The organism is Streptomyces sp. NPDC013187, from assembly GCF_042899705.1.
GTDB classification, from domain to species: domain Bacteria; phylum Actinomycetota; class Actinomycetes; order Streptomycetales; family Streptomycetaceae; genus Streptomyces; species Streptomyces hawaiiensis_A.
The window spans coordinates 152780-178975 of sequence record NZ_JBIBAF010000009.1; the positions used below are offsets into that span (position 1 = coordinate 152780).

The 26196-nt window shown below is 70.0% G+C and carries 24 protein-coding genes; 13 read left to right on the forward strand and 11 right to left on the reverse strand.

Annotation, left to right across the window (positions count from 1 at the left end; translation table 11 throughout):
- Positions 1 to 92 precede the first annotated feature (92 nt).
- Complete coding sequence (locus tag ACFY5B_RS20630) at positions 93 to 1262, forward strand: PrpF domain-containing protein (RefSeq protein WP_389971187.1); 1170 nt, start codon at positions 93 to 95, stop codon at positions 1260 to 1262.
- 116 nt (positions 1263 to 1378) lie between these two features.
- On the forward strand, positions 1379 to 2620 hold the full coding sequence (locus ACFY5B_RS20635; RefSeq protein WP_389971621.1) for an SLC13 family permease: 1242 nt from the start codon (positions 1379 to 1381) through the stop codon (positions 2618 to 2620).
- On the opposite strand, the gene ACFY5B_RS20640 is transcribed toward ACFY5B_RS20635, so the two are convergent.
- On the reverse strand, positions 2544 to 3416 hold the full coding sequence (locus ACFY5B_RS20640) for an aldehyde dehydrogenase family protein (protein WP_389971623.1): 873 nt from the start codon (positions 3414 to 3416) through the stop codon (positions 2544 to 2546). The genes ACFY5B_RS20635 and ACFY5B_RS20640 overlap by 77 nt on opposite strands.
- Before the next feature lie 467 nt (positions 3417 to 3883).
- On the opposite strand from ACFY5B_RS20640, the gene ACFY5B_RS20645 reads away from it, so the two are divergent.
- Positions 3884 to 5161: an NAD(P)/FAD-dependent oxidoreductase gene (locus ACFY5B_RS20645; RefSeq protein WP_389971189.1), complete on the forward strand. Its 1278-nt coding sequence runs from the start codon at positions 3884 to 3886 to the stop codon at positions 5159 to 5161.
- A 286-nt stretch (positions 5162 to 5447) separates the two neighbouring features.
- On the forward strand, positions 5448 to 6107 hold the full coding sequence (locus ACFY5B_RS20650) for a GntR family transcriptional regulator (RefSeq protein ID WP_389971191.1): 660 nt from the start codon (positions 5448 to 5450) through the stop codon (positions 6105 to 6107).
- 325 nt (positions 6108 to 6432) lie between these two features.
- Here ACFY5B_RS20650 and ACFY5B_RS20655 read toward each other — a convergent pair whose 3' ends face one another.
- From ACFY5B_RS20655 to ACFY5B_RS20665, 3 genes are all read right to left on the reverse strand, one after another.
- Positions 6433 to 7167 carry an SDR family NAD(P)-dependent oxidoreductase gene (locus ACFY5B_RS20655; protein ID WP_389971193.1) on the reverse strand — a complete coding sequence of 245 codons (735 nt, stop codon included), beginning with the start codon at positions 7165 to 7167 and terminating at the stop codon, positions 6433 to 6435.
- 59 nt (positions 7168 to 7226) lie between these two features.
- Complete coding sequence (locus ACFY5B_RS20660; RefSeq protein WP_389971195.1) at positions 7227 to 8330, reverse strand: alanine racemase; 1104 nt, start codon at positions 8328 to 8330, stop codon at positions 7227 to 7229.
- Positions 8331 to 8431: 101 nt separating this feature from the next.
- Entirely contained in the window at positions 8432 to 8905 is a 474-nt protein-coding gene (locus ACFY5B_RS20665) for a RidA family protein (RefSeq protein WP_389971197.1), read from the reverse strand.
- 165 nt (positions 8906 to 9070) lie between these two features.
- Here ACFY5B_RS20665 and ACFY5B_RS20670 point away from each other — a divergent pair, with 165 nt between their 5' ends.
- Together ACFY5B_RS20670 and ACFY5B_RS20675 are read left to right on the forward strand one after the other, a co-directional pair.
- Positions 9071 to 9751, forward strand: coding sequence for a haloacid dehalogenase type II (locus ACFY5B_RS20670; RefSeq protein ID WP_389971199.1), 681 nt, complete (start codon positions 9071 to 9073; stop codon positions 9749 to 9751).
- 271 nt (positions 9752 to 10022) lie between these two features.
- Positions 10023 to 12476 (forward strand): SpoIIE family protein phosphatase, encoded by a 2454-nt coding sequence (locus tag ACFY5B_RS20675; protein ID WP_389971201.1) that lies wholly within the window; start codon positions 10023 to 10025, stop codon positions 12474 to 12476.
- A 534-nt stretch (positions 12477 to 13010) separates the two neighbouring features.
- On the opposite strand, the gene ACFY5B_RS20680 is transcribed toward ACFY5B_RS20675, so the two are convergent.
- Positions 13011 to 13907 carry an alpha/beta hydrolase gene (locus ACFY5B_RS20680; protein WP_389971203.1) on the reverse strand — a complete coding sequence of 299 codons (897 nt, stop codon included), beginning with the start codon at positions 13905 to 13907 and terminating at the stop codon, positions 13011 to 13013.
- Positions 13908 to 14097: 190 nt separating this feature from the next.
- Positions 14098 to 14394: a transposase family protein gene (locus tag ACFY5B_RS20685; protein ID WP_389971205.1), complete on the reverse strand. Its 297-nt coding sequence runs from the start codon at positions 14392 to 14394 to the stop codon at positions 14098 to 14100.
- A 184-nt stretch (positions 14395 to 14578) separates the two neighbouring features.
- On the opposite strand from ACFY5B_RS20685, the gene ACFY5B_RS20690 reads away from it, so the two are divergent.
- Positions 14579 to 15592 carry a hypothetical protein gene (locus ACFY5B_RS20690; RefSeq protein WP_389971207.1) on the forward strand — a complete coding sequence of 338 codons (1014 nt, stop codon included), beginning with the start codon at positions 14579 to 14581 and terminating at the stop codon, positions 15590 to 15592.
- Here ACFY5B_RS20690 and ACFY5B_RS20695 read toward each other — a convergent pair whose 3' ends face one another.
- Complete coding sequence (locus ACFY5B_RS20695) at positions 15593 to 15898, reverse strand: acyl-CoA dehydrogenase family protein (RefSeq protein WP_389971209.1); 306 nt, start codon at positions 15896 to 15898, stop codon at positions 15593 to 15595.
- 387 nt (positions 15899 to 16285) lie between these two features.
- Positions 16286 to 17446 carry a DUF418 domain-containing protein gene (locus ACFY5B_RS20700; protein WP_389971211.1) on the reverse strand — a complete coding sequence of 387 codons (1161 nt, stop codon included), beginning with the start codon at positions 17444 to 17446 and terminating at the stop codon, positions 16286 to 16288.
- A 334-nt stretch (positions 17447 to 17780) separates the two neighbouring features.
- Here ACFY5B_RS20700 and ACFY5B_RS20705 point away from each other — a divergent pair, with 334 nt between their 5' ends.
- The 3 genes from ACFY5B_RS20705 to ACFY5B_RS20715 all read left to right on the forward strand — a co-directional run bounded on the left by ACFY5B_RS20705 (position 17781) and on the right by ACFY5B_RS20715 (position 20270).
- Positions 17781 to 17990: a hypothetical protein gene (locus tag ACFY5B_RS20705; protein WP_389971213.1), complete on the forward strand. Its 210-nt coding sequence runs from the start codon at positions 17781 to 17783 to the stop codon at positions 17988 to 17990.
- Positions 17991 to 18066: 76 nt separating this feature from the next.
- Positions 18067 to 19860, forward strand: a complete 1794-nt coding sequence (locus ACFY5B_RS20710) for an ABC transporter ATP-binding protein (protein WP_389971215.1) — start codon at positions 18067 to 18069, stop codon at positions 19858 to 19860.
- A gap of 104 nt (positions 19861 to 19964) precedes the next feature.
- On the forward strand, positions 19965 to 20270 hold the full coding sequence (locus ACFY5B_RS20715) for a hypothetical protein (protein ID WP_389971217.1): 306 nt from the start codon (positions 19965 to 19967) through the stop codon (positions 20268 to 20270).
- A 446-nt stretch (positions 20271 to 20716) separates the two neighbouring features.
- On the opposite strand, the gene ACFY5B_RS20720 is transcribed toward ACFY5B_RS20715, so the two are convergent.
- Positions 20717 to 21799: a sensor histidine kinase gene (locus ACFY5B_RS20720; protein WP_389971625.1), complete on the reverse strand. Its 1083-nt coding sequence runs from the start codon at positions 21797 to 21799 to the stop codon at positions 20717 to 20719.
- A 26-nt stretch (positions 21800 to 21825) separates the two neighbouring features.
- Positions 21826 to 22485 carry a response regulator gene (locus ACFY5B_RS20725; RefSeq protein WP_389971627.1) on the reverse strand — a complete coding sequence of 220 codons (660 nt, stop codon included), beginning with the start codon at positions 22483 to 22485 and terminating at the stop codon, positions 21826 to 21828.
- A 203-nt stretch (positions 22486 to 22688) separates the two neighbouring features.
- Here ACFY5B_RS20725 and ACFY5B_RS20730 point away from each other — a divergent pair, with 203 nt between their 5' ends.
- Together ACFY5B_RS20730 and ACFY5B_RS20735 are read left to right on the forward strand one after the other, a co-directional pair.
- Positions 22689 to 23900: a DUF418 domain-containing protein gene (locus ACFY5B_RS20730; protein ID WP_389971219.1), complete on the forward strand. Its 1212-nt coding sequence runs from the start codon at positions 22689 to 22691 to the stop codon at positions 23898 to 23900.
- A gap of 213 nt (positions 23901 to 24113) precedes the next feature.
- Positions 24114 to 24704 (forward strand): DUF418 domain-containing protein, encoded by a 591-nt coding sequence (locus ACFY5B_RS20735; RefSeq protein WP_389971221.1) that lies wholly within the window; start codon positions 24114 to 24116, stop codon positions 24702 to 24704.
- Between the two features lie 415 nt (positions 24705 to 25119).
- Here the strand turns inward: ACFY5B_RS20735 and ACFY5B_RS20740 are convergent, their stop codons facing one another.
- A complete protein-coding gene (locus ACFY5B_RS20740; RefSeq protein ID WP_389971629.1) occupies positions 25120 to 25569 on the reverse strand; it encodes an ATP-binding protein in 450 nt (149 codons plus the stop codon).
- A 227-nt stretch (positions 25570 to 25796) separates the two neighbouring features.
- On the opposite strand from ACFY5B_RS20740, the gene ACFY5B_RS20745 reads away from it, so the two are divergent.
- Positions 25797 to 26162 (forward strand): STAS domain-containing protein, encoded by a 366-nt coding sequence (locus ACFY5B_RS20745; protein ID WP_389971223.1) that lies wholly within the window; start codon positions 25797 to 25799, stop codon positions 26160 to 26162.
- The last annotated feature ends 34 nt before the right edge of the window (positions 26163 to 26196 follow it).

Here is a 26196-nt window from a genome sequence, read left to right on the forward strand (position 1 = left end):
CAATCGCCGAGCGGTTCACCGGCCCGCAATGCGCCCGTCACCCACCGCCTCGGCCTTTCCTTCCCCCTCGTCGATCAAGGAAGAGCTCAGACGTGCACACTCCCGCGACCCTGGTGCGTGGCGGCACCAGCAAGTGCTGGCTGTTCAACCAGGTCGACGTCCCCGCCGGCCGTGGCGAACTGGAGAAGCTGCTGGTCTCCGCGTACGGCGCCACCGATCCCGTGGAACTGGACGGTGTGGGCGGGGCGACCCCCACCACCTCGAAGGCGGCGGTGGTCGGCGCCGCACCCGAACCCGGCGTGGACGTGGACTATCTCTTCGCCCAGATAGGCATCGGCACGGGCTCGGTCGAGTGGACGAGCAACTGTGGCAACTGCGCGACAGGCGTCGCCCTGTACGCGGTCGCGAAGGGCATGGTGGCGATCACCGGCGACCGGACCCGTGTGGTGATGCGCAACACCAACACCGGCGCGGTCCTCGAAGGGCTCGTGGACACCACCGGTGGCGTCGTACACCACTTCGGCCGCCAGACCGTACCCGGCACCCGTGCCGGCGGGGTCGCCGTCGGCCTCACCTTCCGCGATCCGGCCGGCGGCACCACCGGTTCACTGCTTCCCACCGGGCAGGCCGTGCAGGATCTGCCGATCGCTGCCGCCGAGCCGGTACGGGTGAGCATGGTGGACGCCGGAGCGCCCGTCGTCCTCGTCGACGCCCTCGGCTCCGGACGCACCGGCGCCGAGCCACTGGAACGGATGGGCGCGGACGTGCCCTGGCTGCGCACCGTGCGTCATACCGCCGCACCGTTGATGGGTCTGGTCGAGCCGGGCGAAGAACCGGGCGACGCGGTGCCCAAGGTGGGTCTGGTGGGCCCGCCGGTGTCGTACACCACCACCCTCGGGGAGCAGATCGCCGCCGAAACCTACGACATCTCGGTACGCATGCTGAGCATGAACGCCCCGCACCCCGCTATCGGCCTGACCTCCGCCGTCGCCGTCGCGGCGGCCGGGCTCGTCGAGGACTCCGTGGTCTGCCGGACGGCGGGCGGCCCGACCGACGAATGGCTGCGTCTCGGCACCCCCGCCGGCATCGTCGCAGTCCGCTGCACCGACATACGGGACGACCTGCCGCGGCGGGTCACCGTGCAACGCGCGGCACGACTGCTCGCCGACGCGCGTATCTACGTCCCGGAAACCGGCCGCCTCCACGTCCCGGGAACGAACCGCGTCCACGTCCCGGGAACAGGCCGCACCCAAGCCGCCTGAAACGGGACGGACATCACCTCGGTCGGCCGGTCCCCCAGCCGTCCGCACCGGGACACCCTCGCGCCCCCGGGGCGCTCCCCTCCCCCATCGCACCAAGGACGAAGATGTCTGCTGAAGTGATCTCCATAGGCGCGCTGCTGGTGATGTTCGTGGTCGGCACGGTGCTGCCGATCAACCTGGGCATCCTCGCCTTCGTCGCCACCTTCGCCGTCGGCACAGCCTCGCTCGGCCTCACCGAGGACGAGATCTTCGCAGGGTTCCCGGCGAAGCTCTTCGTCACCATCGTCGGGGTCACCTACCTGTTCTCCGTCGCCCGTCGCAACGGCACCATCGACCGGCTGGTCGCGGCCGGGGTACGGCTGGTGCGCGGCAAGGTCGCCCTCATCCCCTGGGTGTTGTTCCTGGTGGCCGCCCTGCTGACGGCGTTCGGCACCTTCACCCCGGCCGCGGTCGCGATCCTCGCACCGATCGGCATGAACTTCGCCTACCGCTACAAGCTCAACCCGCTGGTCGTGGGCATGATGGTGATCAGCGGCGGACACGCGGGCGCCTTCTCCCCGCTCGCCGTGTCCGGTGCGCTGGTGCTCGGTCTGGTCGACAAGAGCGAACTGCACGTCTCCGCGGTGACACTGTTCAGCGCCAGCTTCCTGATCAACCTGGTGCTCTCGGCACTCACCTACGTGCTGCTGGCCAAACGCCCCGTCCCGCCGACCGAGGGTTCCGGGGAAACGGCCGAGGAGCAGGACCTCGCCGTGTCCGGCAGGCCCGACTGGCGCCAGTGGCTCACCCTCGCCTGCCTGGCCGCCCTCGTCATCGGCGCCCTCGGCTTCCACCTGGAGATCGGCTTCCTCGCCCTCGCGGCCGGTGCCCTGCTGGCCCTGGTGGACATGAAGCGGCAGGAGAAGGCCGTGGACGGCGTCAGCTGGTCCACCCTGCTGCTGGTCGCGGGCATGATGACCTACATCGCCATGCTGGAGAAGGCCGGCATCATCGCGAACATCTCCGAGCACGCGGCGGGCCTGGGCGCACCGGTCGCCGTCGCCCTGCTGCTGTGCTTCACCGTGGCCATCACGTCCGCCTTCGCCTCCTCCACCGCGATCCTGACCGCGATCATCCCGATCGCCGTACCGCTGCTGCTCTCCAGTCACCTCAGTCCCGCCGGGCTGATCGCCGCTCTCGCCGTCTCCACGACGATCGTCGACACCTCGCCCTTCTCCACCAACGGCGCTCTCGTCCTCAGCAACGCCCGCGGGGTGGACCCCCGCCGCTTCTACCGCCAGGTCATCGGCTACACCGGTGGGATCGTCGCCCTCGGCCCGGTCGTCGCCTGGGGGGCGCTGGTGCTGCCCTGGTCGTAGCCGCGTGACGGAGGGGCCATCCGGATGCGAGGGGGCACACAGCCCCCCGTTTCACCTTGGAGGACCGGGGCGAGGCTGCCGGCCCGGGGCCTACGCCGTTCAGCTCAGTTTGTCCTTGGCCTGGTCGTACGCGCCGCCGAACGGCAGGAACCGGGCGGTGCCGTTGTAAACAGGGGACCGGGACCCTGGGGAAGCCGAGGCCGCGCAGCGGGTTGCCCTCGGGGCGGCCGTCCATCATCTCGGCGACCGCGCGGCCCATGTCGGCGTCGTCGAAGACCAGGAACGGCGCGTTGCCGCCCAGCTCCATCGAGGTGCGCAGCACTCGGGCACCGCTCTGGAGCAGCAGTCTGCCGACCGGGGTGGACCCTGTGAAGGACATGCGCAGCCTGGGGTCGGCCGGCAGCGCCGTGGTGACCGCTGCCGCGTCGCTGCTGGTGATCACGGTGAGGACGCCTTCAGGCGCGCCGGCCCCACGTGCCGGCTCGCCCAGCACCAGGGAGGACAGCGGGGTGAGTTCGGCCGGTTTGAGCACGGCGGTGCGGCCTGCGGCCAGGGCGGCGGCGACTTTGCGGGCGGCCATGACCAACGGCACGTTCCACGGGGTGATGAGCAGGCAGGGACCGACCGGTTCGGCGACGGTGACGATGTGACTCCTGCCGTCCGGGAAGGGAGTGCTCCGTGCGTGCCGGCGGACCGCCTCCTCGGCGTACCAGCGGAAATAGGCCGCGGCGTAGTCGACCTCGCTGCGGGCTTCCGTGATCGTCTTGCCGACTTCCAGGGTGATGGCCCGGGGCAGCCGCTCACGGTGCGCCCGGTGGGACTCGCCGCAGCCCTACCGGGCACGGTGGCCGGTTGGCGTCTCCATGCAGAGAACGCGCTGCTCTTGAGGCTGAGACTCACACGGACGCCGGTCGTCGCCACTCCGACGAAGGCCACCCCGATCCCCTTCCTGCAAACTGTTGACAGCTGACAGGCTGCCCTCTACGGTCGAGCCGAACAAGCCCCTGGAAGGGAGCCTTCGATGAGCGACGCGAGATGCAAGGAAGACGGGCGACCACTGATAGCCGGTGGTCCTGTCCGACGCCGGCGACCCGTCGCCTACGGAGCGGGTACCGCGGATCGCTGCTGACGCGTCCGACATCCCGGCGACAGGCTGCCGGCTTCCCGGCCGTGGGCCGCCATCCGCGCCGGATCTGTCCTCCCCCATCGTCAGATTCCGGCAACGGGGCCACCGCCCCGACCGTCCCACCAGGAGAAACTCCCATGAAGTTCACCCCGTACTGGCTCGATACCGCCCCGCAGGGGCCTGACCGTTCCCGGACCGAGGTGAGCGGCGACGTGGACGTGGCGGTGGTCGGGGCAGGGCTGACCGGGCTGTCCGCGGCCCTCCATCTCGCCCGCAAGGGAGCGAAGGTCGCGGTCCTGGAGAAGGACACCGTGGCCTTCGGCGCGTCGGGCCGTAACGGCGGCATGGCCACCACAGGACTGTCGATCGGCACCCGTGACGCGGTCGCCCGCTACGGCTTCGAGACCGCGAGACGGTACCTCGGGACTTACCACGACGCGGTCGACACCATTGAGCAGCTGGTCGTCGAAGAAGAAATCGACTGCGACTTCGCCCGTACGGGCAAGCTGGTCCTGGCCTCCAAGCCGGCTCACTTCGAAGGCCTGCGCAAGACCCACGCATTGCTGGACCGCATCGGGCTCGACACGACCCGCCTGGTGCCCAGGAGTGAACTCCACTCGGAGATCGGCTCCGACTCCTTCCACGGCGCGATGGTCGACACCAAGAGCGCCGGACTGCACGTCGGCAAGTACACGCGCGGTCTGGGCGAGGCCGCGGCACGGGCGGGCACGGAGATCCACGAGAAGGCACCGGTCGAGAAGGTCCGGCGGCTGGGCGGCACCAAGCACGAGGTGGTCACCGCGCGAGGGACCGTCCGGGCCGACCAGGTCCTCGTCGCGACCAGCGGCTACACCGGCCGGCCGTTCCGCTGGCTTCAGGTCAGGATCGCGCCCGTCGGCAGCTTCATCATCGTGACCGAACCACTGGGCAAGGACCTCTGCGACCAGATCCTGCCGACCCGTCGGATGGCGTCGACGTCCATGAACCTGCTGAACTACTTCCGGATCACCCCGGATCACCGGCTGCTGTTCGGCGGCCGCGCCCGGTTCGCCATGTCCGGACCGCAGTCCGACGCGAAGAGCGGCCGCATTCTGCACAAGGCGATGACCGAGGTCTTCCCGCAACTCGCCCAGGCCCACGTCGACTACTGCTGGGGTGGCCTGGTCGACATGAGCATGGACCGGATGGTGCACGCCGGTGAGCAGGACGGGCTGTTCTACTCGGTCGGCTACTCCGGCCACGGCGTCCAGATGGCCACCCACATGGGCAAGCAGATGGCGGAGTACATGGACGGTACGACGACCGCCAACCCCTGGCGCGACCTGTCCTTCCCGCGAATCCCCGGCCACTTCGGCCCGCCGTGGTTCCTGCCCTTCGCGGGCGCCTACTACAAGTTCAAGGACCGTGTCGGATAGGGACGGGAAGGGCGATCGGTCACGACCAACTCGGGCGACCGGGTCGTAGCGCGCGACCCCGTCGTCCCCGCCCTCGGCATTAACATGATCGGACCGGGCCTGGATGTGAAGAGCCGACGCAAGCGCGAGACACAGTCCACCCCCTTACCTCTCGGCCCACTGGGACCGAGGGGACAGCTGCGAGCGTTCAGGGCGCTGCGCCGCGGACAGTGATCAACGAGAGGGAAGCCCTGTGAGTCAAGAGTCTGCAAGGCCCGTCCGCCTGCCTCGCGAGACGTTCGCCTCGATGGTGCTCGACCGCCTGAGGGAGGACATCATCGACGGGACCCTCGCCGCCGGCACACAGCTCAGCGAGGTAGAGCTGGCCACGAGCTTCGGGGTGAGCCGCGGGCCCATCCGTGAGGCCATCCAGCGGCTGATCCAAGAGGGGCTGCTCCGCGGCGAGCCTCACCGGAGGGTCTCCGTCCCGCTGCTCACCAGGGAAGACATCGCTGACATCTACCTGGCTCGTACGGCGCTGGAGTCCGCAGCGGTCCAGTCCATCATCGCCTCCGCCAAGTCGGAGGAGACCTTCAAGGAACTGGACAGCAACGTCAGGGCGGAGGCTGCCGCCGAAGCGGCCGGGGACTGGCAGACGGCGAGGAAGTACGACCTGGAGTTCCACACCATCCTGGTCGCCGCCTCCGGCAGCCAACGGCTCCAGCGCATGTTCAGCACGGTGATCTCCGAGACCCGTCTGTGCATGGGCGCCCTCACCACCGAGGAGGCTCGGCACCACCACAAGGCCCATAGCCCGGACGAAGTCAATCACCGCAAGATCAGCGAGCTGATCCGTGACGGCGACGCCCCGGGCGCCCTGGCAGCGCTGAAGAAGCACTTCGACGACGCGGTGGCGACCCTGACCAGCCAGGACGGCGAGGAGAAGCAGGCACCGCCCGCGGGGTGAGCACGCGGGAGACGCCGGCGGAGCGGGCGGCCAGGGCTGCGGTCGGGGAACCGGCTGAAGCCTCGCGCCTCCATGACACCGTTCACACCGGCCTCGCCACGGCGACCGCACCGCAGCGCGACGTGAGCCACCGCTCGAGAACCTAGCGGTCCGCGAACCATTGAGCCTCCCGCTTGAGCAGATCATCGCCGCCACCGCCTGCCGAAGCGGGCGGCATGTGCTGTGCCGTCGCTCGCGTGAGGAGGCGCCCCTGGCAGCTCGCGGCGTGACGGGCCACCCACGCAGTCTCCTGCTCGACGACGGGACGGTCCCGCTCAGGGCGCGGTCAGAAGGCGGTGTAACCGCCGTCCACGGGAAGAACCGCTCCGGTGATGTAGGACGACTCCGGTGAGGCGAGGAACAGGACCGCGTCCGCTATCTCCTCGGGGGTCGCGAGGCGCTGGAGCGGTATCTGGGCCTCTCGCTGGCGTCGGTGTGCGACGGGGTCGGGCCGACGCTGGAACGACGCCTCGATGACGGGCGTGACGGTCAGGCCCGGAGCGACGACGTTGACGCGGATGTTGCGCGAAGCCCATTCGATGGCCGCACCCTTGGCCAGCATGATGAGCCCGCCCTTGGCGGCCGAGTACAGCACTTCGTCGGCCTTGCCCACCATGCCGAGCCGTGAGCCGACGCAGACGAACGACCCGCCCGCCTCGGGCATGAGCGGCGCGAAGTGCTTCATCACCAGGAACGCGCTGAGCAGGTTGCTGTGCAACACGTTCTTCGCGTCCTCGTACGCCATCTCGGTGAGCGCGCCGCTGACCTGGAGGCCATGGTTGAGGACGACGACGTCGACGGTCCCCACCACGTCGGCGGCCTGCTGAGCCAGGCTCGCGACGAACGCCTCGTCGTTGAGGTCACCGGGGACGTACAGATCATCGGGTCGGGCAGTGTGCAGCTCGGGCCTGCGGCCGGTGAGGAGCAGCCGTGCGCCCTCGCGGCCCAAGTGGGAACTCACCGCCTCCCCGATGCCGCTGCCGGCTCCGGTCACCAGCGCCGTGAGCTTGTCGAGTCTCATGTTCAGCCACTCTTTCCTGGGTCGGACAAGGGGGGTGTGAGGCGGTGCAGCGGGGCCGTTCAGCTGAGGAGTCCCCGGGCCGCGACCGGCCACCGCAGCGTCGTGCCCTGCGAGTCGGTCACGACCAGTTCCTCGAAGTTGTTCACGATCGGGCACACGTGGTTGGGCACCATCGGGAGAACGGTTCCGACACCGGGCCGCCGCTCCTCGGGGGGCACGGTGAGAAAGCCGTGGTACTCGTTGAGCTTGGACAGCACGGCCTTCATACCGGCGATCTGCCCGTACCCCAGCCGCGGGTTGCCCTCCCTGCCGAGGGCCTTGGTACCGATGTCGAGGATGACCTGACCGGGAACCCGGTCGCTGACCACCGTGGCCGCGACGAACAACGCGATCTGGTCCTCGTCACAGGCACCGAGGCGAGTGTTGTTCATGTCGCAGAAGACGTACTCGCCGGGACGGATCTCGGTGATCAGGCTGGTGGTGGAGAACGCCACCGTGGGCGTGGAGCCGGCACTGACCACCTCGGCCGTCATCCCGACGCCGGCGAAGCTGCGCACGGCGGCGGTCAGCGCGACCTCCTGGTCCCGTGCGGCAAGCTCGCGCACACCCGGGCCGGAGCTGCCGTGCCCCGGGTAGGTGTAGACGCCTACGGGCACCAGCCCCCGCTTGCGGGCGGCGAGGGCGAGGTCACCCGCGGTCTCGGGCGGCGCACCCGAACGGCCGGCCCCGCAGTCGACCTCCACCACGATCTGAAGCCGTTCCGGCTCGTCCCCCATGGCGTCGGCGAGGGCGTCGATGGCGGCGACGTTGTCGGCCCCCACCCGCAGCCGGGTGATCCTGGCGAGCTGACGGATCCGCTCACCCTTGGTACCGGCCGGCCAGACGGGATAGGCGAGGAAGACGTCGCCGAAGCCGGCCTCGGCGAAGACCTCTGCCTCACCGACGTTGCCGGCGGTGATCCCGACGGCCCCCGCCTCGATCTGGAGTCTGCCTATCTCCACGCACTTGTGCGTCTTGACGTGAGGTCTCAGCTGAAGGTTGTGCCGGACGGCGAAGTGCTGCATCCGGTCGATGTTCTGCTGCATGACGTCGATCAACACGATGGGCGCGGGTGTGTCCACCCGGTCGACCAGCGCGTCGAGAGCTCGTTGAAGCCGGTGCACGCTGCACTCCTTGGATGAGCGGTCTGGAATATGGCTTGCGGCACGTCCCGGCGACCTCGAACACCACACGAGTCGCAGCCGCCGTTCACGCCGGCGCGTCTCTACAGCGCCGTGCAGACCATCTGGATCTCGACCGGACTGTTGAGCGGAAGTCCCGCGACACCGATCGCGGTGCGGGCATGCCGCCCGTTCTCGCCGAGCACCTCGATGAGCAGATCACTCGCCGCGTCGGCGACACGTGACTGTTGTCCGAGATCCGGCGTACTGGCGACGAAGACCAGCATCTGCACGATCCGGACCCGGTCCAGGCCGCCCACCGCATCCGCGGCGACGGCAAGGCAGTTGAGCACCGCATGACGCGCCAGATCCCGCGCCGCCCCTGTCTCGACGTCCCGGCCGACGATGCCCTGCCCCAGCAGCACACCGTCCTTGAACGGCAGCTGCCCGGACACGTAGACGCTGGAGCCCAGCGACCGGTGCTCCACGTACTTCCCGCCTTCTCCGACGCGGGGAAGCGTGAAGCCGAGAGCGTCCAGGCGCTCGGTGGCGGTTCCGGATGGCGTGCTGGTTGTCACTGGTCCTCCGTGCGTCCAGGGCGCCTGTGTGAGGCGGTTCGATGAGGTGACGGTAAGGACGCCGACTGCAAACTGTCAACAGTTGTCTGTTTGCATGACTGTGGGTATGGTCCTCGGCAATCACCGATCGGGCGGCTGCCGCCGTGGTCGACGAATGGAGGAACCGTGAGATTCGAGAACAAGCCGAAGTTCGTGACGTTCGACATGAACGGAACACTGATCAAGTTCAGCATCAACGACGCGATGCGAGAGGTCCTGGGCGACCGACTGCCGGCCGAGGTCGCCGATGAATACCTGCGGATCTGCAAGGCGTACCGGATCGACGAGTGCACGGGCGCGTACCAGCCGTTCCACCGAGTCGTCGCGCGTTCGATGGAACGCGCCTCGCGCAGCGTCGGTCTCGAGTACCGCGAGGACGAGGCGCGGGCGGTGTACGACCGCATCCCCACCTGGGGCCCGTACCCCGGTGTCACCGAGGCGCTGAACCGCCTGGCCGAGGAAGTCCCGCTGGTCATCATCACGAACAGCGACACCGCGCACGCCGTGCGCCTCGCGGAGAACCTCAAGGCCCCGTTCGAGGTCATCATCAGCGCCGAGGAGATGGGCGTCTACAAGCCACGACTCCAGGCCTTCGAGTACCTCTTCGACAAGCTCGGTGTCACACCCGACGAGCTCGTGCACGTCTCCGCGAGCCCGATGTACGACCATCGCTCCGCGGCCGTCATGGGCATCAAGAACAAGGTGTACGTCGACCGCGGCTTCGAGCACGACGAGCACTGGCTCGGCTACGAGCGGATCACCGACATCGCCGACCTCCCCGTCCTTTTCGGCCTGCCCCGCGCTTGACGAGAACGGTGACCGCAGAGGGCCTGTGGTGACCCGGACCCGACCAGCCTCCGTCCGGGTACGGGCGACCACGGGCCCTCTGCAGATGTCCGAGACCTGACGAAGGAAGCCGTCTGGTCACCCAGGAGCCAGAGCACAAGACCGCTGCCCACGGGACCCCGGTGTCACCGGCCGGAGCGCCGTTGAGCGGGGGCCGATCTACGCTGGAAGCAGCCGCTGGAAACCAGCCCCGACGGGCCCGGCAATCCGGACGGAGGCGTGGTACGTGGAGATGGCCGGCAAGCAGGATGCCCCCACTGCCGCTGTCGTGGTGGGCCCGGACGGCATGGTGAGCGGCTGGAGTGAGGGGGGCCGGCTGCTGCTCGGCTGGACGGCGCAGGACACCGTCGGGCGCCCCGTGACCGACCTGCTGGTCGACCCCCCGCCGCCCGGCTTTCCCGAAGGCTACGGGGTGGGCCCCGACCCGACGGGGTTCATCCTCCTGCGCCACCGGGACGGCTCCACAGTGGACGCCGTGGTGACGGCTCACCCGCTCTCCGGGCCCGGCGGATCGGCAATGGGCCACGTGGTGACCATCCAGCGTTGGGGACGCCGCCCGGTGATCGCCGACCGGGCCTTCGAGCAGTCTCCCTTCGCTCTGGGCGTTTACGATCCCGAGCTGCGGTTCCTGTGGATCAACGCCTCCTCGGGCCGGGTGATCGCGCACTCCGAGGAGCAAGTGCTCGGCAGGAAGTACCGCGAGGTGCTCCCCGAGTTCGACCGCACGCTGTTTCCCGAAAGGGACGACAAGCCCTACACCGACGCGGTCGCCCACGTGGCGAGGACGGGCGAGCCCACGCGTCTCATCACCGTCTTCCGCCCGCGCGGCAGCGACTACGCCAACGCCTGGGCCACCAGCATCTGGCCCGTCCGGGATGCCGAGGGCACGGTCCGCGCGATCGCCAACTGGGGATTCGACATGAGCGCCGAGTACTGGGCTCGGCAACGCCTGCTCATCCTCAACAAGGCCAGCGGCGGCATCGGCCGGACACTCGACGTGATGGGCACCGCCCAGGAACTGGCCAGGACCCCGGTGCCGGGATTCGTCGACCTCGTCAGCGTGGACCTCTTCGACGAGGTGCTGCGCGGCGAGGAACCGCCTTCCGTGCCCGCGTCCGACCCCAGCGAGACCATCAGGCTCAGCCGTGCCGCCCAGCACAGCACGAAGACGGACGCCGGCCAGGATCCGGAGGCCACGGCACCGGTCACGCACGCGCCCGGTTCCGTCGCCGCCCGCTGCATGGCCACCGGCAGGTCCACGGTCGAGCTCGCCGTCGAGCCCGGCCAGGGCGGCGAGTGGGCCTTCGGGCCCGGACTCGCCGCCGACCCGGCCCACTGGCCACCGGGCAACCCGGTGATCGACGAGTCCATCGCCGCGGACGGGCTGACCGGCCGGATCACCGTGCCGCTCCGGGCGCGCGGCACGCTGCTCGGCGTCGTCGCCTTCTCCCGCGTCGACCGGCCCGAGGCCTTCACCGCCGACGACCTGATCCTCGCCGAGGAGCTGACCGCCAAGGCGGCCGTCGCCATCGACAACGCCCGCCGGTACTCGCGCGAGCGCACCACCGCGCTGACCCTGCAACGCGCCCTGCTGCCGCAAGGGCTGCCGAACCAGGAAGCGGTCGAGGTGGCCTCCCGCTACCTGCCCGGCGGAACCGGTACCGAAGTGGGCGGTGACTGGTTCGACGTCATTCCGCTGTCCGGCGCCCGGGTCGCCCTGGTCGTCGGTGATGTCGTCGGTCACGGCCTGCACGCCTCGGCCAGCATGGGCAGGCTGCGCACGGCGGTACGCACCCTCGCCGACGTCGACCTCCCACCGGACGAACTGCTGACCCACCTGGACGACCTGGTCCTCCACCTCGCCAGCGACCTCCAGCCCGCCGCCCACTTCCAGCCGACCGGCGAGTCCGGGGCCACCTGCCTCTACACCGTCTACGACCCGGTCTCCCGGCATCTCACGCTGGCGAGCGCCGGCCATCCCCTGCCGCTGATCATCTCCCAGGACGGCACCCGCACACCGGTGCCCGTCCATCCGGGACCGCCGCTCGGCATCGGTGGACTGCCATTCGAGGCCACCGAGCTCGAGCTGCCGGAGGACAGCCTGCTCGCCCTCTACACCGACGGACTGGTGGAAAGCCGCGAGCGCGACGTCGACCAGCGGACCGCCGAACTGCAGCGAGCCCTGAACCACTCGACCGCCTCGCTGGAGGCACTGTGCGACACGGTGATGGACACCATGCTTCCGCGACGCCGCACCGACGACGCCGCCCTGCTGCTCGTTCGCACCCACGCGCTGGATCCCCACCACGTCGCCGACTGGGACGTCGAGCCCGACACCGCGCAGGTGCCGCGCGCCCGGAAGCTCGCCGTCGACCAGGTGGACGCCTGGGGCCTGGAGGAGGCAGCGTTCGTCACCGAACTGGTCGTCAGCGAGCTGGTCACCAACGCCATCAGATACGGCGAGCCGCCCATCAGGCTGCGGCTGATTCGGGACACCTCTCTGATCTGCGAGGTCTCCGACGCCAGCAACACCGCCCCGCACCTGCGCCGGGCCCGCGCGTTCGACGAGGGCGGCCGGGGCCTGTTGCTCGTCGCACAGCTCACCCAGGGGTGGGGCACCCGGCACACCACCGACGGCAAGACGATCTGGTGCTCGCAGACCCTCCCTGAGGCTGAGCGGCTCTGAGATCCGGCCCGCGGGCGATCTCCTCAGGACCGACGCGCGAAGGTGAGGGAAACGCATCCCCGCCTCGGAACCGTCGACCCACATGCCCGTGTCGCGGGGCTTGTCGCTGCACCCAGGAGCATGCGGAGGGCGGCGGCCGCACGGCCGCCGCCCGCGCTGTCGGAGGGGAGCGGTGGGACATGGCTACCGACGGGTGATCTCTTCCTTGGTCCGTTCGGCCCCCGACCGACAACGCGGTACTGCGCCCGCAGTCGGTACTGGCCGGGCTGCCACCCGGCGTGCGTACCGCGCCGCCAGGATCCCCACCCGGCGACCTGCGTCACCCACATCAGGTGTGACCGGTCGGTGCCCATCACGGAGAATCAGTCAGCCCCACCGACTGGAGCGCGCCGTCGCCTGCGCAGCTCGGTGCGGCCGAACACCTTCATGAACGTCCTAGGCCGCCCGGGCAGAGCCCTGCCAAGCCGGACAGCTCACGGACAAGCGAGCCGGCCGTCCCGGCCACGGCCCGCGGAGAGAACTGATCTTCGCCGGTCACGTCGCGAGCGCCATGCGCAGGGTGGTGGCCATCAGATCGATGGCTTCCTTTCCTGCCGCGACGGGGCCGGTATGGGTGAAGTAGTGGTCGACCCCTGCGAAGACACGGTGGGTGACCGGTACGCCGCCGGCTTCCAGGGCCTTGGCGTAGGCGTCGCCCTCGTCCCGGAGCCGGTCGTGTTCCGCCGTGATGACCAGGGCGGGCGGCAGTCCGGAGAGGTCGTCGGCGTGTGCGGGCGAGACCAGGGGGTCAGTGAGGTCGGCGGGGTCCGGGACGTAGGCGGCGGTGAAGATCCGCATGAGCTGGGGTGTGAGCAGGGGCTTGGCTATGGGGGACGGTTTGGTGGCCGGGTCGGCGAGTTGGTCGAGCGGCGCCGAGTCGAGTATCTGCAGCCGGGGCGTGAAGGTGCCGCGGTCTCGGGCCGTGCGGCAGACCGCGGCGGCCAGGTTGCCGCCGGCGCTGTGGCCGCCCACGGCGAGTCGTGTGCCGTCCCAGTCGTGGGCGGTGCCGTGCTCGGCGACCCAGGCGGTGACGTCGTACGCCTGCCTGACGGGGGCGGGGAACGGCCGTTGCGGTGCGACGGCGTAGTCCACGTTGATCACGACGCAGCCGGCCGTGGCGGCGATGTAGCGACAGATGTGGTCGTCCTGCTCCGGGCGGGCGACCACGAAGCCGCCGCCGTGGAAGTTGACGTACACGGGGGCCGGGGTGGCCGTCGGGGCGGTCGGCGGGCGGTAGACCGTGCAGGCCACCGGTCCGGCTCCGGTGTCCACCCGCAGGGACTCGGTCCGCTTCGGGACGTCGGTGAAGCGCAGCTCCTTGTGGACTCGGCTCATCATGCGGCCGAGCAGCAGCTGCACTGCTCTGGCTTGCACTCCGGGACTCAACAGCATGACTCGACCGCCCATCATTACAAGTTTCAAATATCAGGATTCCTGATGATGGACGCCGACGCGGCATCTCCGCAAGAGGTGGCGCCGAACTTGGCGTCACATCCGGATGACACGCTTCCGCGGACCGCGAGCCCACAGGCACCTTCCGAGGCCACGCACCAGCGACCGTGTCATCGCGGCAGCTATGCCGTCACGAGCGAAACCGGCTCGAGCGCATCGGGGGGCCTTCACTCTTGATGCCTGGGCGGCAGGATCCGAACCATGCAACGTGAAACGTCGTCAGGTGTCGTCCGCCGACCCCGGGCACCTTTGAGGCCGTCATCAGCCGCTCGCCACCGAACCAGCAGGCCAGCACGTCATGGGTCACCCCGTGACGGAGATGAACCAGGGTCGAGAGCAGCCGAACACCAGCCGGTGCATCGCACCGGCGCCCACTGCCCGTTTCCGCTGCCTGGCGGCAAGCCTGTCCTGGCGGCACTCGTGCCACAACGGGCCTGCCCCCGGCACGAGTCCAGCAATCACATCGGCCATCAGCCCAGTGATCCGCCGTGCCACGGCTCAGTCATCCCGTGAACGTTCGGATGCCTTATGGCGTCACAGTGTCGGCGGACCGGGCAGGAGCTCCGACCGCTTGACTGAAACAGGGGTGTCTCATGGTTTTGACCAAGCGTATGAAGATCACTGGTGCCGTGCTGGGCGCGGCCGTCGCCGGCGCGATCGCGTGCGTTCCGGTCTTCGCGGAGGATGACCATCGACGAGACACCGTCAGCCTGGAGGCCGCAGCGGCCGGGTCGAAGGAAGCCCTGCCCTCCTACACGGCGACCGACTGGGTGTCGTACGGCGACCAGGTCGCTGTCGTCCATGTGGCGGCCGAACACGAGGAGTCCGGCCTCGCTCAAGCGGAAGCCGAGGCCGGCGAGGGCTATGTGGTGCGGTCGATCGACCTGCGCGTCAAGGAGCGCGTGTGGGCGAGGTCCGGTGTGGCCGCCCTGCCCGACGCCCTGTCGGTCGTCGCCGACGGATGGGCGCTCGACGGGGACCAGCGAACCCCCCTGGCACCTCAGGACGCCTCGCGGCTCGAGGTTGGCCACGACTACGTGATCGCTTTCGCCCGCTTCTCCGACGACGAATGGGCACCGCTGGGATCGGGCGGCGTCCTGCCCTACGACAACGGCCGGATCGGCCAGGGCGAGTTCGAGGGACAGAACGTCACCGTCGCCGCCTACCGAGCGGCGCTGGAGCGACGAATGATCCCCGGCGAAGACGAACCGGTGGCCTTGCGGACCGTCGGGAGCCCGGCCACGGGTCTCGGGAACCTCTTGCAGAGCACTCCTGCCGACACCACGGCGGCGCGGTATTTCGACCTCGACGCGGTCGCCCGTCACCAGAAGGTCGCGGGCGAGACCCAGCCGCCCGCGGATACGTTCTGCTCCGTCGCGTCGCCGCTCGCGGTGTCCGAAGCGAACCGTTACGCCCCGGACGAGCTCGCCTCCGTCATCACGGACCTCGCCGACATGACGGACGAGGGCGCCTCGTCCCTGCGGGCCTACGCGGACTCCCTCCGGTCGGGCGACGGCACCTCGGTCGATGGCGCCTCCCGCAAGGCCGCGATCACCGGGATCGAGCAGGAGTGCGGAATCGACGTAGGTGATCTCCTTCCCGACGACACAGACACCCAGAAGTGATCATGCTGAACAACTGCTGAAACCGGAGTCCGCCGCCTCCAGTTCGAGGCAGGCCAGGCCGTAGGAGACGGCGTTGGTGCCGGCACAGCCGTAGCCCTCCAGATGCATGCCGAGAACGCCCGACTTGCCAAGCTCGAGTGCGAGTTCACAGGCGAAATGCGCGCTCTCGAACCACTCGCCGAGGTGCGGGCGCACCCGGTCGGCGAGGAACTTCGCGACGGTGGCCTGGATTTCCCGTTCCTCGTCGGTGAGGGTGGAGGAGAAGTCGAGCAGGTCGAGCGGGTCCTTCAGCGGCTTGCGGCTCATCGTGGGCTCCTGTCGGTGACGGTGGTGGGTGAGATCGGGGTGCTGGTGCCGAGGTGGGCATCGGTCACGTGACCGATCCCCCCGGTCCGGTGGCGGAGTCGGAAAGACGGTCGAGGACGTCAGCGGTGTGCTGACCGAGGCCCTGACGAGCGTCACTCTGATCACAGAGGACTGGGCGGTTTCGTTTGGATCAGTCGGTCGTCGGTCCGGGTGTCCCGTTGACTGACGTGCAGTCGGCGCGGCGACTCTCTCGAGGCCTGCGCCGTGGCGTTCTAGCGTTGATGCAGCTCAGCGCTGGCACTGCTGACGACAAACACCGCAACAGGTGTGGCGCTGTCGCTGGTTGGGCCGGGGTGGGACGTGGAGGCGTCCCACCCCGGCCGAGTGTTATCGGATGTGCTTCGCCGGCTTGGTGGCGGCGTTGAGCAGGTACTCCAGGGGGCCGCGGCGGAAGAAGCGGGACCAGATCGTGGCGAACACGATCGCCCCGAGGACGTACATGATCAGCGGCGACCATGACTGCTGGGTGCTGGTCCCGGCGGGCGTGGACAGCACGGACTGAGCGACGAAGTGGCCGACGTAGGCGGTCAGGGACATGGTGCCCACGGCGATGACCGGCTTCGCCAGACGGCGCAGTCGCGGCAGGCGGTCCATCAGCACCGTCGCGCCCACGATCACGAGGATTGCGACTCCGACGCTGCCGATGATGTCGAACGTGGTGCCGCTGTGCGGCCCGGCCGTCAAGAGCGACGACGCCGGCATATCGGGGAACGACCCGCCGTCGGTGGGCATCGACCCGCTGCCGGGGGGCATCGACCCGGAGCCGGAGGACGACGGCCCGTCTTCGACCATGCTCCTCAACGCGTCCTTGCCGGCCAGCAGCAAGGACATGCCGTACGCGGCCGCGGCGAGGGCCGCACCGAGCGCGGCCAGGCGCCGCTGGACCGTGCCGGAGGACAGGTCGAGGCGGCCCAGTGCCATGCCCGCGATCACGAACGACATCCACGTGAGCGCCGGGTAGAAGCCGGTGAGCAGCAGATCGAGCACTCCCACCTCGCTGAGGCGGCGGAGCGGGTCGTAGGTGTTGATGCTCTCCTGGACCGACGGAGTCGGCAGCGAGGTCAGGACGAACGCCAGCTGCGGCGTGACGAGGGCGAACGCGGCCGCGAGGATCGCGAGCGTCTTGGCGCGCAGTCGCACCAGGGGCAGGGCGAGGAGGAAGTAGACGCCGTAGAAGCCGAGAATGATCACTCCCCCGTACTCCACCGCCAGCGCCGTGCCCAGCGCCAGCAGGACCACGGCGCGGATCGCGATGCGGGCCCTCGCCTGCCGGCCGGCCAGACCGGTCTTCGGCTCGCGGCGGCCGGCGATCAGCATCAGTGAGAACCCGGCGAGGGTGGCGAACAGGATCGACGAGTGGCCGTCCGCCAGGTACCGGATCCAGCTGGCGACGCCGGTCGTGGCGGACAGCGGGGGGCCGATGTGCACGATGTACATGCCGAACACCGCCAGCGCGCGGGCCAGGTCCACCCCGACGAGGCGTCCCATCGAGGGACCGGGCGAGGCCGGCGCAGCGGGCTCGGGAGAAGTCCGGGGCTGCGGAGGCGAGTTCTTCTGCGGAGCTGACGTGCCCTGCGGTGTCGTTGGTGTCTGTGGCATGTGGAGACTCTCGCGTCGCCGCCGGGCGGGAGGCCATCCGGCAGGCTTCGGTAACGGCCCCGCCGGTCGGCGGGTACCGCCCCGCCGACAGGCGGAGTCTTACTTCCGACCTGTCCGGTGCGAACCGGTGCGACTCGACGACGATCTTCTCCAGCCACTCGGCGGGGGTGGACCCGACGGTTGCCGGATGGGCGCACGGAGGCCGGGATTCCAGGCTGGAGGCATGACACACCGTGCGCGACACAAGGAGCCCGACGCCGTTCTCGCGTCATGGGCCGACGTGCGGGGCCGTGACGCCGTCCAGAGGGGCGGGTTTGCGGAGTTCCTCGGCCTGATGCCGGCGGGCGCCCATGTCCTGATCGTCGTGCGATCGGAGGTCCCCGAAGCGTTGGTGCGCGCCTTCGCCACGAGCACGGCCGGACTCGTCCGCTGAGCCGGCGCACGATCACGCCCGGTCGGCCCGGCGCCGCCGACGCGGTGCCGGGCCGACCGCAGAGGAAAGGAATCACGTGAACACCGCATCCGCCCCGACGACGGATGAGCCCCATGAGACGTCCCTGTCCGCCCGGGAGACGGCCAGGGCGCTGTACGCGTATGTGCGGCCGCACCGGTGGGCCGTCGTCCTCGGTCTGCTGTGTGCCCTGGTCGGGGCCGCCGGGGGACTGCTGCAGCCGCTGGCCACGAAGGTGCTGGTGGACCGGCTCGCCTCCGGTGAGACCATCGCCGGGATCCTGATTGCGCTCACCGTGCTGGTGGTGGCGGGCACGGCGGTCGAGGCGTTCGGCGCGTATGTGCTGGAGCGGACGGCGGAGTCGGTGGTCCTGGCCGCGCGGCGCACCCTGCTGGGGCGGTTGCTGCGGCTGCGGGTCGCGGAGTTCGAGCGGATCCCGCCGGGCGATCTGATGTCCCGGGTCACTTCCGACACGACGCTGCTGCGGGCGGTCAGTACCCAGGCGGTCGTCTCCGCGGCCACGGGAGCAGTGGCCTTCGTGGCGGCGATCGTGATGATGGCGTTCCTGGACGTCGTGCTGCTGGGTGTGACGCTCGGTGTGATCGTGCTGGTCGGCGGGGCCGTCGCGCTGGTGATGCCGAGGATCGCGCGGGCCACCGAGCGGGCGCAGGAGGCGGTCGGGGAGGTCTCCGTCGGGCTGGAGCGGGCTCTCGGGGCGTTTCGCACGGTGAAGGCGTCCGGTGCCGAGGAGCGGGAGACCGCCCGGGTGGAGGCGGCGGCACGGCGGGCGTGGCGGCACGGCGTGAAGAGCGCGAAGTGGGAGGCCGTGGCGGGCTCGGGCGACGAACTCGCCGTCCAGCTGGCCTTCCTCGCGGTGCTCGCGGTCGGCGGCGCGCGCGTGGCGTCCGGGGAGATCCCCGTGTCCACCCTCATCGCCTTCCTGCTGTACCTCTTCTACCTGATCGAGCCGGTGTCCACGCTGATCGAAGCCGGGTCCTCCTATCAGGAGGGGGCGGCCGCGCTGTCCCGGATCGCTCAGGTGGAACGCCTGGCGACGGAGCCGGCCGACCGTCGGACGGGCGCCCTGCCCAGGCAAGGGGCAGCGGTCCCGGGTCCGGCGTCGGTCCGCTTCGAGGACGTGTCCTTCCGCTACCGCCCGGGCCGGCCGTACGTCCATCAGCAGGTGAGCTTCGAGGTACCGGGCACCGGAATGACAGCCTTCGTGGGCCCCTCCGGTGCGGGCAAGTCGACGGTGTTCGCGCTCATCGAGCGGTTCCACGAGACCACCGGCGGCCGGATCCTGGTCGACGGCAAGGACGTACGGGACTGGTCCCTGTCCGAGCTACGGTCCGCCATCGGGTACGTGGAGCAGGACGCCGCGGTGCTGGCCGGCACGCTCCGCGAGAACCTGGTCTTCGCGGCGCCCGGCGCGACGGACGACGACATCCGCGACGTCCTGGCCCGCACGAAGCTCGACACCCTCGTCGAGCGCCTGCCCCACGGCCTGGACACCCCGGTCGGACACCGCGGCTCGAAGCTGTCGGGCGGTGAGCGGCAGCGCGTCGCCATCGCCCGCGCCCTGCTGCGCAGGCCACGCCTGTTGCTGTTGGACGAGGCGACCTCGCAGCTCGATGCCGTCAACGAGCTGGCGCTGCGGGACGTCGTCGCGGAGGTGGCCCGCGAGACCACCGTGCTGGTGGTGGCCCACCGCCTGTCGACGGTGACAGGCGCCGACCGGATCGTCGTCATGGACAGCGGACATGTCCGGGCCGTGGGCACCCATGAGGAACTGGTGGCCCGGGACCGGCTGTACGCGCGACTGGCGGCCACCCAGTTCCTGACCCCCGCGTGATGACGCACCACAGGCAGGGTTGTCCGGTGGTCCACTGCCGCGTTCCCGGCCGGACAACCCCAAGCAGCGACACCCACGCAAACCAAGACCGTGAAAGGCCCCGTATGCGCACCGAGTCCGCCATCCGTCGCAGAGGTGCTGTGTGGGGCTGGCTGGCCCAGCCGGCCGCGCTGTTCGGCGGCGTGTACGGGCTCCTGGTGTCGAGTTCGGCCGTCGCCGCGCTCACACAGTTCGGCGAGGGCGAGACGACTCGAGCGGCACGCATGGACGACGCCGTATGGGTCCTGTTCACCGCCCTCGCCTCGGCCCTTGCCCATGGCTACACCCACCAGATCGCCCACCGCGACGCCCAGGGCCATCCCGGCGTACGGGTGTGGTGCGTGCCGTGCTCGCCGAATGGCCGCTGGTAGTGGCAGCGTTGCCCACCACGCTGGTGCTGTGGGGGGCGGGCCTTGGCTGGTGGCGCTCCACAGGCATCGAGTACGTCGCCTTCGGAATCCACACCGTCCTGCTGCTGGGCTGGGGCCTGCTCGCCGCCCGGGCCGCGGGGCCGATGTCGTCGGCCGCGTATCGGCCCCTGGCCGGCCTTCATCAGGCGCTGACGCCGGCCGGGGCGTCGGCGAGCGTACGAGACCCACGCGGATCAGCCGACGGATCGAGGACTCAACTCCGTTCCGAAGGGGCCAGTGACAGGACACATCACGCCGCCGGGCGGCGGACGAGCGGAACTGCGGTTCGCGGCATGAGGTCTGGACGTGACCGATGGGCTCATCCAGTCACCACCACGGCACAGCATGAGGTGGCGTGCGGTGGCAGGCGGCCGGACGGCGGCTGTGGCACCCGGCCGCCTGGTCGGTCAGTCCGCGCTGAGGGGAATGCGCAGCCGCACCCGGTAGCCGCCCTCCGCGGTCGGGCCCGCCTCCAGGGTGCCGTGCAGAATGTCGGCCCGTTCCCGCAGACCTACCAAGCCCTGCTGCGAACCGGGCAGGGACAGCGAAGGCCGGGTGGGCGGGGTGTTGGTGACGGTCACTCCGATGCCGTCGCCGGCCTGCCACAGCTCGACGCGCGCTCTGGCGCCGGGGGCGTGCTTGCGGACGTTGGTCAGCGCTTCCTGGACCGTGCGGTAGAGGGCCCGTTGGGCGGGTGTGCTCACGGTGGGCGGCAGTTCGCCCGTCAGCTGTGCGTGCGTTCCGCTTGATTCCACGAGTTTGCGCAGGTCTGCCAGGGTGGGCTGCGGGGTGAGCTCGGTGGCGTTGCCGCCGGAGGCGCGCAGCAGTGTGACCATGGTGCGCAGTTCGTCGAGTGTGGTGACGCTCAGCGAACGGATCGTGCGGGCGGCCTCCTTGGCGTCCGCGTCCTTGGCGGCGACCTGCAGGGCTCCGGCCCGTACGGCTATCAGGCTGACCTGGTGGGAGACGACGTCGTGCATCTCGCGGGCCAGTTGGGCGCGTTCGCGGGCGAGCACTGCCTGGGCATGCAGGGCCCGCTCGTGCTCCCTGGCCTCCTCGATCTCGGCCAGCCGCCGCGCCAGGTCCCGTCGCGCCTGGAGAAGCTGGCCGAAGAGGACCGGGGCCGCGGCGGTCGCCAGGCCGTACACGAAGAAGACCAGGGTCATGGTCCGGTCGACCTCGGCCAGGGGCCAGGGAGTGCTGCTCGCGACGGCGGCCAGGGCGACGCACGCCGCGAGGAGACGGCGGTTGCGGGAGCGCTCGGCCAGGGTGAACAGCGCCGCGAGCACAGCGACGGCGACATCCTGCATCAGCGCGACGGGCAGGGTCAGCAGGAACACGCCGAGCGGGAAGCGGCGCCTGAAGGCCAGCGCGATGCAGCCGACAGCGGCCAGCGCTACACCGAGTCGCGTGTGGTCCCACATGTTCACCACCCGCACGTCCACGGCCGCGACCGCGACCAGGACGATGTCGACGACCGGCGCGGGCACCCGCTTCCACAGCGTGGGGGCGCGGTTCACCGTCCCGCCCTTGGCCGTGGGCGCTCGTCGAGCAGTCCGGCCCGCTGCGCCAGCAGCGCGGCCTGCACCCGGCTGGTCACCCGGAGCTTCGTCAGGATGGCGCTGACGTGGTCCTTCACCGTGCCGACACCCAGGTGGATGCGTGCTCCGATGTCGGCGTTCGACAGCCCCTCCGCCACCAGGACGAGGACGTCGCGCTCACGCGCGGTGAGCAGCCGGACCCGGGCGGCGTCCTCGTCGACTGCGGCCTCGGTGCCGGGATGGCTGTGCAGCAGTGTCCGCGACGCCTTCGGGGAGAGCACCACACCGCCGGCGGCCAGGGTGCGCACCAGATGGGCGAGTTGCTCCGGCTCGGTGTCCTTCAGCAGGAAACCGGCCGCGCCGGAGTGCAGCGCGGTCAGGATGTACTCGTCGGCGTCGAACGTGGTCAGCATCGCCACGACCGGCGCGTCCGGCGCCTTCCGCAGTTCGCGCAGCACGGTGAGCCCGTCGACGTCCGGCATCCGGATGTCCAGCAGCACCACGTCCGGCCGCTCCCGGCGGACCGTCTCGACGGCCTCGCCGCCGCTCGCGGTCGCGACGACCTCGATGTCCTCGGACGCGCCCAGAATGAGCCCGAACCCCGAGCGGACCAGAGCCTCGTCGTCGACCACCACTACCCGGATCACGTGCGCTCCGCCTCACCTTCGTTCATGCCGCCCGGCTCATTGCCGTCTAGACCCTAAAGCCCCGATGACTGCCCGTAGCCCCTCCGGCCGCAGCTCCAGCCACACGGCGGGGTAGCACCCACCGGTCGGCAGTGACACGGCGGCCTTCTGCCGGATAGTCCATGATCGGCCCGGTCTCCAGCCTGAGGGTCATGACCCATCACCCAGACTCCGCGCTGCTCCCGGCCGACGCCGCGTCCCCTGACTGTGAGCGTGGTGAGACCTCGACCGGTGCGCCCGGGGTGGGCCGGCTGATCGGGCTGGACCTGGCCCGCGGCCTGGCCGTCTTCGGCATGTACGCGGTCCATGTCGGCCCCGCGCCGGATCAGGGCGGTGTCATCGGCTTCCTGATGGATCTGGCGCAAGGCCGCTCCTCCGCCCTGTTCGCCGTCCTGGCCGGCCTCGCGGTCGCCCTCATCACCGGGCGCCGCACACCGAAGACCGGCTTGGCCGGCCGCCAGGCCGTAGCCAAGGTGGTCATCAGGGCCGTGATCCTGCTGGCCCTCGGCACCGCCCTGACCATGACCGGCACTCCAGTCGTGCCGATCCTCGCCTTCTACGGACTGTTCTTCCTGCTCGTGCTGCCGCTGCACCGGCTGAGCGCCAAACCGCTGGCGCTGATCGCCGCGGCTTGGGCTCTGGTGGGCCCGCAGCTGCTGTACCTGCTGAAGCCGGTGGTCGGCGGCCGCTCGTTCCCCACCGTCGGCCAGGCCGACGGTGTCGTCTCGCTACTCTTCAACGGCGGCTACCCGGCCCTGACCTGGGTCCCGTTCGTCATCGCCGGTATGGCCGCCGCCCGCCTCGACCTGGCCGCCACGGCTGTCCGGATACGTCTCGCCCTCGCCGGCGTCGCCCTCGCCGTCACGGGCTATGGCGGCTCCTGGCTGGCGCTGCGTCTCGTGCCCGGTGCGGCCGCAGCCGTCCGGGAAACCGCAGGGGGACCGGGTACGTCGTCCATGTCGTCCGCCTCGCCCGGCAGCGAGGGCATCTTCGGCGACACCCCCGCCGGGATGCTGGTCGCCTCCCCGCACAGCGAGGCGACCCTGTCCATCGTGGGCAACACCGGTGTGGCGATCCTGGTGATCACCGCGTGCCTGGCCGCCATGGACGCCTTCCCCCGGCTGCGCCGCCTGGCCACGCCCGTCATCGCGGTCGGCTCGATGTCCCTGACGGCGTACGTCTGCCACATCGTCGCCATCTGGCTTCTGGACACCGAGGAAGCGACCGTCCCGCCCCTGTACATCCTGCTCGGCTTCATCGCGTCCATCACCGTTCTCGCCACCCTCTGGTCCCGCTTCTTTAAGCGCGGGCCACTGGAATGGCTGATGAGCAAGGCGACCGGACTGGCCCGGCACATCCCGTAAGACATGTTCTGTTGGTCGTGGTGAGCCTGCTGACCCGCGGCATCCCGGCGACCGGCTCGACGACCACAGTCGTTCGCGTATGGCCAAGATCGACCCCCGCCGACCGGAGGGGGTCGGTCGGCCGACCGGCGGGACACCTCCTGAAGTTCGGCCGATGGTCGACCGCCCGCGCCTCGGCGAGGTTGTCCCGGTGACCGACATCAGGCCTCCGGCGTGGTGCAGCGGCGGCTGGCCGTGGTCGGTCCCGCGCTGATCGTGTTCGGATACGGCGTCTCGTGCCCAACGCTCCGGTTGACCGGTGGCGCGGAGAAGAGCATGGGCGGGATGCCCGAGATGAAGGACTTCGACGTCCTGAAGGATCGCGGTGTCATAAAGGATCCCGGCATGGCAGAGGGATCCTTCGACCTGCCGGTCGGTGGTGGGCTGTGGGGCCCCGACACGTGGGGATCGCTGGCGGCCGAGCCGCACAGCGCTTCCACGTTCGACCTCGTCGGCTGCAAGGGGATCGCGATCACCGTGATCCTGTGCGCGACGGTGGCGATGGACCGACTGCCGTGGCTGCGCCGGCTGGCGGCGCCGGTCATCGCCGTCGGCACCATGTCCCTGACCCTTTACGTGAGCCACATCCTGGTGATTTTGGCCCTGCCCGGCGAGGCGGTCACCCCACCTCGGTCCGCCTCCTTTGAGCTGTTGCTCTGCCTCGTCGTCGGGGTCACTCTGTTCGCGGCAATCTGGTCTCGCTTCTTGCGCGGCCCGCTGGCGTACCTCCTCAACGCCATCCAACTGGCGAACCGCGTCCGCTGAGCCGCGGGCGGGGAGCCCGGGAGGTCCGTACAAGAGAGTGACTGCTCCCGGGATCACCGCCCGAACGGGCAGGGCTCGGCTCGGCCGCGGTCAGATGGCTGTGTTGGGGGTGTGCGGCCGCCGCCACCGGCGACCTTGGCGGGTTCTGTCGGCGTTTGTCGTGTTCTGGCGTTCTCTGTCTGGAGCAATGCCGAAAGGGACGTCCATGAGGCCGTCCTCAGCGGTCCAGAAGCCTCGGACTTCGGTGGCTCGAAGCCGGGACGAGCCGGCCCTCACCGTCACTGCGACGCTAGGCGTGCTCGCGGGCGGCGTCGGGGCGCAGCGGGGTGGTGCGGCCGTGGGACGAAGCCAATGGCCGCGAATGCATCATCGAGGTGGCACCTGCCCCGCCTCCGCGCTGACAGGAGACACCCCGCTAGGGGAACGCAGCAGGCCCCGGCTGTGCCGTCCACCTGCCCGTTGCGGCGTCGCTGGGAGTGTCGGACAGGGTGATGCGAGCGGTGATGCGTTTGCCGACCGGCTCCTGCTCGATGAGGAAGTCCTCGGTGACGGCCTTGACGATCTCCAGGCCGTGCTGGCCGATCCGGCCGGGGTCGGCAGGCCGGGCCGCCGGGACCGTGGAGTCGCTGTCCCACACCACGATCTCCACCACGCGGACCGTGAGGCGCAGCTCCATCAGCACAGGGCCGGGAGCGTACTTGTGGGCGTTGGTGACCAATTCGCTGACAACCAGCTGCGTGAGATCCCTGACGCGATCGGACACGACCAAGTGGTCGGCGTGAGCCCGGGCGAGGAAGGCGACGGCGTGGTGCCGAGCGTCGGCGATGCATCTGCCGTCTGCGTCCAAGGTGTAGCCGGCGTGCATCACATGCTGGTCCGGCGCCGTACGGTCCTCACCGCCCGCATCAGGTCGCAATGGTTTGCCCTCACTTCCTACGCACGCGCCGGTGGCCCGGGTACCGCAGGTAGTGCCATGCATGTCGTGCTGATCGTGCCCGCGTGCATGCTTGGGTGCGGTTGGCCGTAGCGTGGGGACACAATCACCGCGCCCCGCCCCGGGAAGGGCAAGCCCAGATCGCAGTCGAGGAGACCGTGACCCGCATCGAGCAAGCCGACCGGCCCGACTATCTGTCCGCCGAACACCGCGTGATTGACGGGGTTCGTGTGGTGACCCTGCGCGGCGAGATCGACCGCGACGTCCAGGGCGTATTCCGCGAGGCGCTGCTGGGTGAGGGCGAGGTGGTACCGGCGCGGATCGTAGCTGATCTCAGCGGTGTGACCTTCATGGACTCCAGCGGCATCAACGTCATCGTCGCCGCTCATCTGCAGACCAAGGACGTACAAGGGTGGGTACGCATCGCCGGTGCCCCACATGCTGTCCGGCGCGTGCTGCAGGTGACCGGCGTCGACACCTTCATCTCCTGCCACCCCAGCGTCGAGCAAGCCCTGTCCGCCTGACCGCTCCCCAGGCTGCTTCGCATCGTCCCCTGCC